This is a genomic window from Musicola paradisiaca NCPPB 2511 (genome assembly GCF_000400505.1).
GTDB classification, from domain to species: Bacteria; Pseudomonadota; Gammaproteobacteria; order Enterobacterales; family Enterobacteriaceae; genus Musicola; species Musicola paradisiaca.
Map to the genome: position 1 here is coordinate 137,454 of NZ_CM001857.1, position 12,375 is coordinate 149,828.

12 protein-coding genes are annotated in these 12,375 nt (G+C 48.7%); 8 read left to right on the forward strand and 4 right to left on the reverse strand.

What is annotated here, in order from left to right:
* Nucleotides 1-375 precede the first annotated feature (375 nt).
* From ulaG to DPA2511_RS00640, 5 genes are all read left to right on the forward strand, one after another.
* Nucleotides 376-1,443 (forward strand): L-ascorbate 6-phosphate lactonase, encoded by a 1,068-nt coding sequence (gene ulaG, locus DPA2511_RS00620; RefSeq protein ID WP_012763761.1) that lies wholly within the window; start codon nt 376-378, stop codon nt 1,441-1,443.
* A 76-nt stretch (nt 1,444-1,519) separates the two neighbouring features.
* Complete coding sequence (locus DPA2511_RS00625; protein WP_012763762.1) at nt 1,520-2,344, forward strand: Cof-type HAD-IIB family hydrolase; 825 nt, start codon at nt 1,520-1,522, stop codon at nt 2,342-2,344.
* Nucleotides 2,345-2,383: 39 nt separating this feature from the next.
* On the forward strand, nt 2,384-3,256 hold the full coding sequence (locus DPA2511_RS00630) for an L-ribulose-5-phosphate 3-epimerase (RefSeq protein ID WP_012763763.1): 873 nt from the start codon (nt 2,384-2,386) through the stop codon (nt 3,254-3,256).
* Between the two features lie 99 nt (nt 3,257-3,355).
* On the forward strand, nt 3,356-4,111 hold the full coding sequence (gene ulaR, locus DPA2511_RS00635; protein WP_012763764.1) for an HTH-type transcriptional regulator UlaR: 756 nt from the start codon (nt 3,356-3,358) through the stop codon (nt 4,109-4,111).
* A gap of 148 nt (nt 4,112-4,259) precedes the next feature.
* Nucleotides 4,260-4,940 carry a DUF6933 domain-containing protein gene (locus DPA2511_RS00640; RefSeq protein ID WP_012763765.1) on the forward strand — a complete coding sequence of 227 codons (681 nt, stop codon included), beginning with the start codon at nt 4,260-4,262 and terminating at the stop codon, nt 4,938-4,940.
* Nucleotides 4,941-5,056: 116 nt separating this feature from the next.
* On the opposite strand, the gene DPA2511_RS00645 is transcribed toward DPA2511_RS00640, so the two are convergent.
* The 3 genes from DPA2511_RS00645 to DPA2511_RS22495 form a co-directional block, all read right to left on the reverse strand.
* The gene (locus DPA2511_RS00645; protein WP_012763766.1) at nt 5,057-7,099 is read right to left on the reverse strand and encodes a DUF6311 domain-containing protein; all 2,043 of its coding nucleotides are present in this window, start codon (nt 7,097-7,099) and stop codon (nt 5,057-5,059) included.
* A 73-nt stretch (nt 7,100-7,172) separates the two neighbouring features.
* Nucleotides 7,173-8,132 (reverse strand): glycosyltransferase family 2 protein, encoded by a 960-nt coding sequence (locus tag DPA2511_RS00650; RefSeq protein ID WP_012763767.1) that lies wholly within the window; start codon nt 8,130-8,132, stop codon nt 7,173-7,175.
* A gap of 269 nt (nt 8,133-8,401) precedes the next feature.
* Nucleotides 8,402-8,761: a GtrA family protein gene (locus DPA2511_RS22495; protein ID WP_012763768.1), complete on the reverse strand. Its 360-nt coding sequence runs from the start codon at nt 8,759-8,761 to the stop codon at nt 8,402-8,404.
* Between the two features lie 721 nt (nt 8,762-9,482).
* Here DPA2511_RS22495 and DPA2511_RS00660 point away from each other — a divergent pair.
* Both DPA2511_RS00660 and DPA2511_RS00665 read left to right on the forward strand, forming a co-directional pair.
* Complete coding sequence (locus tag DPA2511_RS00660) at nt 9,483-10,193, forward strand: LuxR family transcriptional regulator (RefSeq protein ID WP_012763769.1); 711 nt, start codon at nt 9,483-9,485, stop codon at nt 10,191-10,193.
* Between the two features lie 67 nt (nt 10,194-10,260).
* Nucleotides 10,261-10,914 (forward strand): hypothetical protein, encoded by a 654-nt coding sequence (locus DPA2511_RS00665; RefSeq protein WP_155961681.1) that lies wholly within the window; start codon nt 10,261-10,263, stop codon nt 10,912-10,914.
* 36 nt (nt 10,915-10,950) lie between these two features.
* On the opposite strand, the gene DPA2511_RS20805 is transcribed toward DPA2511_RS00665, so the two are convergent.
* On the reverse strand, nt 10,951-12,000 hold the full coding sequence (locus DPA2511_RS20805; RefSeq protein ID WP_012763771.1) for a phosphotransferase enzyme family protein: 1,050 nt from the start codon (nt 11,998-12,000) through the stop codon (nt 10,951-10,953).
* A gap of 180 nt (nt 12,001-12,180) precedes the next feature.
* Between DPA2511_RS20805 and DPA2511_RS22500 the strand changes: the two genes are divergently transcribed.
* The gene (locus tag DPA2511_RS22500; protein ID WP_196805848.1) at nt 12,181-12,363 is read left to right on the forward strand and encodes a hypothetical protein; all 183 of its coding nucleotides are present in this window, start codon (nt 12,181-12,183) and stop codon (nt 12,361-12,363) included.
* Nucleotides 12,364-12,375 lie beyond the last annotated feature (12 nt).

Genomic DNA, 12,375 nt, shown 5'->3' on the forward strand with positions numbered 1-12,375 from the left:
CCGTCACATTAACAATCACAAGTAATCATAAAAAGTCATTAATTGATTTTATGTGAGAGCGATCCCGTTCGTGAATCGACACGAGTGATGGTGATCAAGATTTTTTTCGCCGTATATGACCGAAGTTCACCGATCTGATTAGCGAGCCAGGGTGAGTTTCTTTATTATTAATTTATTTTATCTAGTTGATATTTAATCATTTAAATTTCTCATCATCTAAGGCGACGGGAATTATTTCTACCGTAATCACAAAACGCTCATGGAAATCATTGATAATCATTTTTGTGATTGTTATATTCACGACGAATCAAAAGCGCTCACGGTCTGATAATGGGCCGATGCCGCACCGTCTTCCAATCAAGAAGGGTTTATCCGATGAGCAAGATAGATGAAATTACCCGTGAGTCCTGGATCCTCAGTACGTTTCCCGAGTGGGGAACCTGGCTGAATGAAGAAATCGAGCAGGAACAGGTGGCGCCGGGAACCTTTGCTATGTGGTGGCTGGGGTGTACCGGCATCTGGCTGAAGTCCGCCGGCGATACCAACATCTCTATCGATTTCTGGTGCGGCACCGGCAAGAAGACCCACGCCAATCCCTTTATGAAGCAACAGCACCAGATGATGCGGATGGGGGGCGTGCGTAAGTTGCAGCCAAACCTGCGCACCTCGCCGTTTGTGCTCGACCCGTTCGGCATCAAGAAAATCGATGCGGTGCTGGCGACGCACGATCACGCCGACCATATCGACGTCAACGTCGCGGCGGCGGTGCTGCAAAACTGCAGCAAGCATGTGAAATTCATCGGCCCGCAGGCCTGTGTGGATCTGTGGACCCGCTGGGGCGTGCCCGCCGAACGCTGCATCGTCGCCCGCGTGGGGGATGAAATTCCGGTGGGGGATATCACCATCAAGGTGCTCGACGCCTTTGACCGCACCGCGCTGGTGACGCTGCCGGAAGGGGTGTCGTCGCGTGATAAAAACATACTGGACGGCATGGACGACCGGGCGGTGAACTATCTGGTGAAAACCACCGGCGGCAATCTCTATCACTCCGGCGATTCCCACTACTCCAACTACTTTGCCCGTCACGGCAATGAATACCGCGTTGACGTGGCATTGCTCTCCTATGGCGAAAACCCGCGCGGCGTGACCGACAAGATGACCGCATCCGACATTCTGCGCGCCGGAGAATCACTCAATGCGCAAGTGGTGATTCCTTTCCATCACGATATCTGGGCCAACTTCCAGAGCGACCCGCGTGAGATTGAAGTGCTGTGGCAGATGAAAAAAGGCCGTCTGAACTACGGTTTCCGGCCGTTCTTCTGGCAGGTGGGCGGCAAATACACCTTCCCGACCGACCAGACGAAGATGCATTACCAGCATCCGCGCGGTTTCGACGATATCTTCATCGACGAACCGGAACTGCCGTACAAGTCCTTCCTCTAAGGGCACGCAGCGATACGGCGGGCGTGCCGGCCTAGGCGCCCCGCCGTGCGAAGAACAGCTCTGAAAGGGGGCGACTGTGAACTATCGCGTATTGGCGTTGGATCTGGACGGCACCACGCTGACCAGCGACCACCGGATCCTGCCGCCGGTGAGGGAGGCTATCGCAAGCATCCGCGATCGGGCGACGGTGTTGTTGGTGACTGGGCGGCATCACACCGCGGCGCGTCCGTATCACCACGAACTGGGGCTCTCGACGCCCATAATCTGCTGCAACGGCACCTATGTGTATGACTACCGCACGGAGAGCGTACTGGCGGCCGATGCCATCGGGCATGACGTCGCCCGCGATTTTCTGGCGCTGGCCGCCGGGCACGGGCTGAACCTGGTGATGTACGTGACTGACCGTATGGTCTATTCCGCCAGCCGACCGATCGACTATATGCAGGTGTTGGAGCGTTGGGCGCAGCAGTTTCCGGCGACGATTCGCCCGTCGATTGCCCGCGTGGCGTCGTTTGACGACGAACTGGCGTCGCAAAGCCACGTCTGGAAGTTCGTGGTGGAGGGCGATATCGACGGTGTCGAGGCGTTCGCCCGGCTGCCGTGGGTGCAGGAACATTTCAACGGCGAGAAATCCTGGCGCAACCGTATCGATTTTGCCCGGCGCGGCAACACCAAAGGCAGCCGTCTGGCGGCGTTTCTCGCCCAGCACGCGATCGACCCCGCCGAGGTGGTGGCGATCGGCGACAACCATAACGATATCTCGATGTTGCAACTGGCCGGGCTCGGCGTGGCGATGGCCAATGCCGACGACGCAGTGAAACAGGCGGCGGATGTCGTGACCGAAGAGACCAACGACGGGTTGGGCATCCGGGAGGTGCTGCACCGTTATTTCGGCGCGTGAAGACCGGGCCTATCGGGACATTCAACAACAGGGGGCGCTATGCACAATTTCGATAAACCTTTTCGGCTGGGGCTGTATGAGAAGGCCATGCCCGCCGCGTTGAGCTGGGAAGAAAAAATTCAGGTCGCCAGGGAGCTGGGGTTCGATTTCATCGAGATCTCCGTGGATGAATCCGACGAGCGGCTGCGCCGGCTCGATTGGCCCGACGAGGACATCTACCGGTTACGCCATCTGTGCGAGCATTACGGTATGCCGTTGCAGTCGATGTGCCTGAGCGCGCACCGGCGGTTTCCGTTTGGTTCCGAAGACGAAGCGGTGCGGCGCGAAGCCTATCTGATCATGGAAAAAGCCATCAACCTGGCTTACAAGCTGGGCATTCGTTGCATCCAGCTTGCCGGCTACGATGTCTATTACGAACCGCAAAGCGAAGCGACGCATCTGCGTTTTATCGAGGGAATGAAGGCCGCCACTAAAATGGCGGAACGGGCCGGGGTGATGCTGGGCGTGGAGATCATGGATACGCCGTATCTCAATTCGCTCAGCAAGTTCGAAGTCTTGAAGAAAGCCATTCCATCGCCCTATTTCATGGCCTATCCCGATGTGGGCAATATCACCGGCTGGAACTACGACACCTGTACCGAGCTGAAACTCAGCAGCGAGCATATTGTGCAAATTCATCTTAAGGACACGCTGAAGGTGTCTGCGCAGAGTAAAGGGCAATTTCGCGATCTGGTGATCGGCGAAGGGCAGGTGGATTTTCCGGCCATTTTCCGCACGCTGGCGGAGATGCAGTACAACGGGCCGATGGTGGTGGAAATGTGGGCGCAGGACGAACAGTGGGCCAGCAATCTGCGGTTGGCGAAATCTCGACTGGTGACGATGGGGCGGCAGGCGGGGCTGGCGCTGGCCTGATGGTGTCGCGGGACAGATGTGGTTGATGACGGCTTTTATTCCTGCCATGAGCGTTATACAATCATAAATCGTCAATAATAATCATTAACCGGGCATCCCATGACAGAAGCACAGCGCCATAACGCCATTATTGAGCTCCTCCAGCAGAAACGTCAGATGACGGTCGCCGGGCTGATGCAGGCATTCGATATCTCGCCGGCTACCGCGCGGCGCGATATCAACAAACTCAATGAATCCGGTAAGCTGCGTAAAGTGCGCAACGGCGCCGAAGCGCTGGCGCAGAAAAAGGCCTTCTGGTCGCCGCTCAATATCCATCAGGCGTCCAACCACGACGAGAAGGTGCGCATCGTGCAAGCCGCCGCCGCGCTGGTGCTGCCGGGCGAGAGTGCCGTCATCAACTGCGGTTCCACCGCGTTCCTGCTGGGCCAGGAAATGTGCGGCCGGGACGTGCAGGTCATCACCAACTATTTTCCGCTGGCTAACTACCTGATCGAAGCAGAGCACGACGGCGTGGTGATCATCGGTGGTCAATACAATAAATCCCAGTCCATCACGCTGGCGCCGCAGGACGAGATTTCATCCCTGTATGCCGGGCACTGGATGTTCACCAGCGGTAAAGGGCTCACCGCCGATGGGTTGTACAAGATGGATATGCTGACCGCGATGGCGGAACAAAAAATGCTGGATCACGTCGGTAAACTGGTGGTGCTGACCGACAGCAGCAAGGTGGGACAACGCGCCGGTATGCTGTTCTGCCCGGCGGAACGCATCGATGTGGTGATCACCGGCCAGGATGCTGACCCGGTGGTGGTGCAGCAGCTGCGGGATAAAGGCGTCGATGTGCGGTTGGTGTAGCCGCAACCAGCCGTAGGGGCCAGCAACCTTGATGATGGGGCGCAGGCGACGGCTTTCGTTGATGGGCGATCGTTTTTCGGTAGTATTTATGCTGTATTCAATAAAACCGGACATAACGATAGCCCAAGCACAGCGAGAGAGGCGGCAGATGAAGTTATTCTTTAGCGTTTCTAACAAGTTAGCAAAATTTCTCCGTTTGGATGCGCCCCGCCTGAGCGGCCCGGACGGACAACAGCCGGGCGTTCAGCCGACTGTCACCCACAGTACGCAAATCAGCTGGCAGCTGGATTTAATCGTGTTGGACGATGAATGGCTGGTGGTGGCGGTTGAAGCGTACAGTCGTTATACCTTGGTGATACCCTACGTGCTACGGCCGGATTGGCATGAAGTTGAGGCCGATTTCAAAGAGCAATGGTTGCAACACCTGTTGTCATGGATGCATATGGCGGGCGTGGTTGACGAGGAGTGGCAGGCTCGGCAGGTTGCTACCGGGGTGGCCGCGCTGGAAGAAACGGTTTGCTATCGCAATCGGGATATGAGCATCGGCGGTCATTTATCGGATATTCAGCTGTGGCTTCGTACTTATCTGGAAGAGCGGCGACCGAAGCGCTTTAAGCAGCGGCAAGTCTGGGAGTTTTGTGACTATATCAATCAGTTATCTCGTCGTGTCGGCGGGCAGCGCCGTCAGCAGGGTATGTTTCTACCCGCAGAACGTTTCCTGACGGATGGTTTGTACCGCTTTGCTTCCGGGCTCAATTTGGCTTCTTCTGCCGACGGCGGCCCGGCCAATTTTCCCAATCCACACCGCCTTCGGGGAGTAAAACAATAGCCTGGTTGGCGTCATCAGTGCCGTTTTGCCGTGATTGAAGAATCCCTGTGAACGTGGCATTGCCCTCATGCACGCAGAGTAACTGTGTGCATGAGGGGGGTTACAACCAGTTTTCCCTATTGATATAAATAAACTTTCTCCAGCCCGATGCCCAGTATTCTGTCGTCTGCACCGCCGGCGGTGTCTTTGGGCGATGCGGGATTCAATAGCTGAATATCCAGCGTAATCATATTGTTGGCGTCTTTTTTACATTCGGCTAATGACATTGTCGCCTTATTCCCCTGACGCTGTTCCATTTTTTGGGTAAGCAGCAATTTATTCCCACAACGCCACTCTATACTAAGCTCGGGATGTTTATCGTTGATATAGGCGGAGAACAATAAATCGATGCGATCGGCCAATGGGAGTTTTATGGATGATTCACGACCTAGCGTCCATACGCCCCATCCTTCAGGTGTTGACCAACCTGTTGATAACAACATGATCGATGGATTGTGTTCTGAAAATGACAACACGGATATTTTATTTTTCTCAACCGATTCGCAGATGCTACACGCTTTCCCGGCGGGAGCCAGAATATAGATATTTTTATATTTATAATATTTATCTCCCGGACGCAGGTTAATGAGATCAATCATATTGTCTTTCATTAAATATGCAGTGTCGGTTGCATAGGTTCCTGAAGATAATTCGGATATCGTTTTCTGGTTAAGAACAGCCGCTTTCTTTTCATCAAATCTGGAGAAATAAATGGCATCGGTATTTTGATTATACTGTTCTGCCATGAAAGAGATCATGCTCCATTGTGGGCTGTAATTAGAGAAAGGTACCCATCTTATATTTTTATATTCGCCTAGCTCTGCCGACCATAGTGGTGCATATTCATTTAATACAGCGTCGTTTTCAATAGGCGTTTTTGCCAGCTGATGGTGAATGGCGAGCCAGCCTTTTGATGTGTCTGCAATTTGTAGAACGAGACAAAAAGAGAGCAGGCCAAAAGCGGCCGCTTTTTCTAAACGGAATGCCTGGACGATAAAAAACAACGATATGATTATGGTTACAGGCCAGAAGAATCGACCGGAAGAACGGAGTATTCCACCGATTTTTAATAAGATGTCGGGTAAGGGAATGGTGAATTCGGTAGAGCCAATGCCAATAACATTGGATAATGATATTAACCACATAATAACACAAAGAGAAAATAGTGTTTTATGGCGTTTTATGAAATTTAAAACAGCTATATTTTGACGGATTAATTTTATGGATAATATCGCAATTAAAGCGATGATCCCGCTACCGAAAAAATTGAATCCTTCGTAAATCTCACCATCAAAAAAGTGATTAACATTGATTAAATAAGACCATTTTTCAGAAACGATCGGCGCTAAAAGGTTTGATCTGAAATAGCCGAATCCTACAGATGAACTGCCATGCAATACGGTAAAATATCCTACTATCCATGCAATGAATATGATGCTGGCGATGTTTATCGTTGTGTAAGTTAGTCGTTTTTTGATGTCATTTTTAAATGAAAAAACAAGCAATAGTGCCCAGTTGATAAAAACCATCAAGAAAATATAAAAATGAATAGTCAATGAAATGATAAGTAAAAAACACCAATGGTAAGGTTGGTATCTATTATTGGCTTCTTGTTTTAATGTCAGGAAAATGCCATAGCTAAAGAGAAAGAAACACATTAAATTGATGTGTTCTATTCTGTTAATCCAGGCAGGATTGAACATCAGAATAGCTACACTCAGGATTAACAGGTATTTTTTTTCTGTGTACAGTCTCACTATTTTCCATAAGACAATGGATTGCAGGATGACACAGGCTAGCAGCCATATTCCAAAGTATTGAAATTTTTCATTTAATAATGGTGAGAAAATCTTGAATATTATTGCTAACAGAGGATTGGAGTCTGTATAAACTATCGCGGAGGCTAACTCCATACCATAGTCGCTTCTTCCCAAAATGGGAAACGACCAGGGGGTTTTTCTGAAAAAAGCCCAGCCAATATAGTGCTGAGATGCATCACCATGATTAAGCCAGGCGATATAATTTGGATTGACAATGTGATAATTAAATACAAAACCAAAGAATATCAATCCCATAACAATTGGGATCAAATATTCAATACTATATTTTTCATTTTTCATGAAAGCTTCTCATTCCATTCTGATAATACTGTAACGATACCGTGGCTATCAATGTATTCATGACAGGAATATATCATTCCTGTTCTTTTTCTGTTTTGGGGATAGTATAAGAAATACCATTTATGGTTTTGACAATATATCTTGGCCTCTGTTTGGATTCGATGTAAATCCGGCCGATATATTCACCTAATGTACCGATGCCAATAAGTTGAACACCGCCAAGGAAGAGAATTGCGGTCATAATTGATGGATAACCAGGAACGGGGTTTCCCCAGATCAATTTATCGATAACCATCCAGATTGCATAAGCGATGGACATTGTCGCGATGCCTAGCCCTATATATGTCCATAGTCGCAGCGGAACCGTAGAAAAACTGGTGATGCCTTCAAGCGCGAGATTCCATAATTTCCAGGCATTGAATTTTGATTTTCCTGCCGAGCGCTCGTGTCGTGTATATTCAACAATATCTACATTGCCGCCGATCCATGACAGAATTCCTTTCATGAACAGATTTTTTTCCGGCAGTATTTTGATATGTTCAATGGTATCGCGCGACATTAATCTGAAGTCACCTACATTTTCCTCGATTTTGGGATGACTAATTTTATTGTGAATTTTGTAGAACACTTCGGCGCTTTTTCGTTTGAAAAAGCTATCAGTCTGCCGATCGGCGCGTTTCGCTAAAACCACATCTGCGCCATCCCGCCATTTTTCAATCAATAGAGGAATAACCTCTAAAGGATCCTGAAGATCAACATCTATAGGAATAACCGCGTCACCAGTCGCATATTCAAGCCCGGCAAAAATGGCCGGTTCCTTACCAAAGTTTCTCGTGAAATTTATCGCTGTTACCAGGCGGTCGTTTTGAGCAATCCGGTTAACAATACGTTCAGTTTTATCAATGCTTCCATCATTAATAAATATAATTTCTACATCAATTTTTTCTAAAAAATCAGCTTCTCTGACTGCGTGATAAAATATTTCTATCGTGTCTTCTTCATTGTAAACAGGCACTACAAGTGAAATTTTCATTTTTTGGCTTACCGTTGAGATTGTATTCTTGCAGTTTATGTGATCATTAAAAATGAGTAAGTCAGTATTCATTGAATATAAAAATCAGAAAAGTATGAAACTGTCGTACATGGATGATGGTAGTGGGTATTTTTAAGATATGATCACCACAAATTTTAACTTATCATTGCCTGGTCATAAATTTTAGATGAATTTTTTCCATATTGATATTGCGGATCTCTGCTTCAGACAATAAAACCTCTATGAAGTTTCATGTTTTCTGTGAAATTTCATCTGTTTTTGAAAAGCAGTAGGTGTGAAAATAAAAAACCACAGATAAGGCTGAGAGCGGAAAATGTAATCAGCGTAACCAAAGGTGGTAATCGACAACTATCGGCCAGCTTGCCGGTACCGAGGCTGAGCATTCCCATAAAGCTAATGTAGCCTATGTATTTCAGTGCAGTAGCTGAGGCATTGAATGTAAAACGAGCATTGATGAAAAAAGAGAATGTAACAGCAACGCAAAATGCAATCACATTACTCAGTGCTTGGGTTTGGGAAAAAACATACACCGAAAGCGCAAATACGATCCAATGTATTGCGGTATTGATCATTCCAACTGAACAATATTTTGTGAAAAGCTTAATCATATGATCAATAAATATATATAATAAAATCTATTGTTAATGCGATATATCAACCAGAATATTCCTAGATATATCACCTCATTTTTGAACTCATAAGTATTGCTGAATATCAAAAATACCAAGCATTACTTACACGTTGGCTGAAGTATAACGGGGTTTGCCTGTCGTTGAAAGTATTCGTTTGCTGAGATCGGACTTAGCCTGAGAGTAGGAAAATGTGTTGTTTTCATCAATCTCGCGCACTGCGTAGCATTGATGCATTGGGGACTATTTCAGGCATAGTGATGTAAAGCCCGACACTATACTTTCGATACGCTATTCTCGGTTGGCTATATGCCTTGTATATCCGTCATACTTCAAGTTAAAGGGGCGTTGGCTTTATTACTCGGCCCCTCCCTGGGCCTCGCCCTTTCAGGACTGCAGTAAGCTGTGTTCAACTCTGCTCTTGGCAGCGTTGTCGCTCCCCCAGTCATTGACTTGAGTAAGTTCCTGGGGATGAAATGAGTGACATCCTGTCTCTCACCGGAGGCCCGCCGTTGGCTGGTCAAATTCGCTCCCAACGAATTTGTCATTCGATTGCCGTCTTCCCGCAACTCGAATTATTTAGGGTATATACGCGACATTTCATTGTCGCCGGTATTGAACTTGTCGCCCGGTACTATCGGCAATACGTATTGACTATGATATCATTATGAAAAGTAATGTTTTTGTTGGTGAGGATTATATGGTCGTATCGCTTCCTGAGGTCGATTTCATCCGTGCGGCAATACAAAATCATCTCGCTCGTAATCTGCAATGTTACAGTGGGTTGAAATATGCTTATTTGATTATGAATAAGCGCTTCCCGACAGATATGGTGATTATTTCGAATTATCCATCTGAATGGGTGAATACGTATAAAAAGAGAAATTATAATAGTATCGACCCGGTGATTCTCACCGCTGTCAATAAAGTTTCACCATTCTCATGGAATGATAATATGGTGCGTAATTCCCGCCTTAAATTACCTCAATTATTTGAACATGCCCGGCAATATGATATCTGTAATGGGTATACTTTCGTGCTGCATGATCAAAATAACCATATGGCGACGTTGTCTCTGGCGGCCGATAATATTGAGAATATGATTCACGGCAATCAGGAAAAACTGCAGATGCTGTTGATTGCGACTCACGAGAAAACCCTGTCACTCTATCGCGAGTTGGCGGAAAGCCGTCAACATCGTAGTAATGACATGTTATTTTCCGAACGGGAAAATGACATTCTGTACTGGGCCAGCATGGGAAAAACCTATCAGGAAATTGCGCTGATTCTGGGTATTAAAACCAGTACGGTAAAATTCCATATCGGAAATGTGGTGAGAAAGTTGGGGGTGACGAATGCCAAACACGCCATTCGAATGGGGATTGAAATGAATCTGATTCGGCGTGTGTGATGATATTCATCTTTCGGCGAGCGTTTCGACCGCGGTATCCATGGGCTTAAAAGAAGCGTGGGGGAATGTGGTGAAACATAAGGTGGTTATTACCAGCGCAGCGCTGTTTCAGATGGTGGTCGCCGGGTTGGAAACCTATTGCATCCAACATCCGCATAAACAGGACATCGGCGTGGAATGTTTCGGCCGCATCTGGGGGCAATATCAGGCGGGGAAAAAGCGCAGTAAATTCCAAGTGACCAGCATGACCATCGACACCTCCGCCAAAATGCATCAAAACTGGGCACTGCCTCGCGACGATACCGAAGCATTAAAGCGCGCTATTGGCGAAGTGTTCCGTGATGAACTTATCTACCTCGGTGATTTTCACACCCACCCTTATACGGCTCAAGAAGTCAGATCCGCGAAGCAGATCAGAAAGCAGACGCTGTATCAGTTTTCCGACGATGACAAAGAAAGATCGCTATCCTGCGAGCCGATTGAGGACACCACGCTGACGCTGTCGATCGTGCTGACCTTATTTCGCCAACAGCGGGAAAATACCGCGCGCGATGACCGTATCGACGACAACACGTTTGAATTTTCACTCGGTAATATCAAATGCTGGCTGCATGCGCAGGTCTATAACGTAGACACCGGACAGGCCGAGGAAACGGAATTACGCTCGGATTTTCTGGAGTCATTCGCGAATATCGCCACGCCTTTTTACCTTACGCCCTAGCGTATTTCCCGGCGTGTCGACGGTAATAGAACATGATTATAACGACTGCCGTAATACCGCTTCGATTTCTTCCAGCCGGGGCAACATTATGCCAACGGTACGGTGGCGCAGCGCCCAGAAATTATCTAAATCCGACGGAATCAAACCCGGTTTCAGGTAATGCTGTTTGATGCCGTAAAGGCTTTTCAATAGCTGGAGCAGTGCGACTCTGGCGCTAAAGATCAAATCGTCAAGCGGCACCTCGGGATGTTCTTCCCGGTAGGCGGTAATAAGCCGCTTGGCCATGTTCAGCCAGTTCGGATCGTTGACGACCATATGCGGAGAAAACGCGATTCTTCCCAATTCATAACTTCTGAAAAATAACGCCGGCGGGCGGAAATCCAGCACGGCGCTTATTTTGTCGCCGGTAAACAGCATATTCACCAGCGTATAATCGCCATGCAGGGGCTGCACACCCAATGCGGGCAGGCCCGCGAGTAATGGCGTGAATGTGGTGAGTTGCTGCTGCCGCGCATGTAATGCTTCGAGACCGCGTTGATCAAATGCATCCGCCGTTCCGTTCCGTATTTTTTCATTGAGGATTGCCAACAGCTGTGCAACTTCCGACTGCACTTTGCCGAGATCGGTACTGCGCCATTGTTCCGGTTTGTGGCGCGGCAGGCCTGCCGTCGGCAGCGATGCGAAGACACGATGGATGCGACCCAGCATCGCGCCGATTTCCTGATAGTGCCCGGCCTGCAAACCATGGGTGATAACCGCACCCTCAGACCATCGCCAAAGCGAAAGGGCGGTGGCGGTGCTATGGTCAATCCACTGTCCGTCGATATTCGGTATGACGCGGGCGGTAGGAATGCCTGCGTGGCGAGCCGTTTCCGACAGCGCGATCCCGGCCGTTTCTGCTTGCAGATCTTCCTGGCCGGTATACCGTTTCATGAAATACTGCCGCTGTGCGCCGAGCACACGGTAATTCAGCGTCCCTTGCCCAATCGGCAGGCGTTCTATCTGCATTATCGGCGCTACGCCGTAGCGATGCCGCAGGATATCGGCCAGCGCGGCGGTGTCGTCATCAGGATGAAGAACGGGCATACGGGGTTTCCCTGCGGTGGTAAGTGTGGACGTTAGACAACGTCGGGCGTTGGTGGATTGGCGCTATTGTAAGCATTCCGGTTAGCCAAACCACTCTACTTTCAGATAACGGTATGAATCGCCAGACAGAAGCAAACAGAAGACTTTCGACAGGCGCTGTCTATTCAGTTAGCCAAGCTGATGTCGGAAGATGAAGTCCGTGACGACTTCAATATGGAAATGAGCCGTTTTATCCCTAAGCAAATTAAAGAGAGAACCCTCGATAATCCTGAATATTGGGCTTATGTCCAAGGTGAGGTACATGCCATCGCGTCTGAGCTGCTGAATGACGGAACCCCAAAAAATCCATTTGATATGGGTTAGCCTATGTTTTTC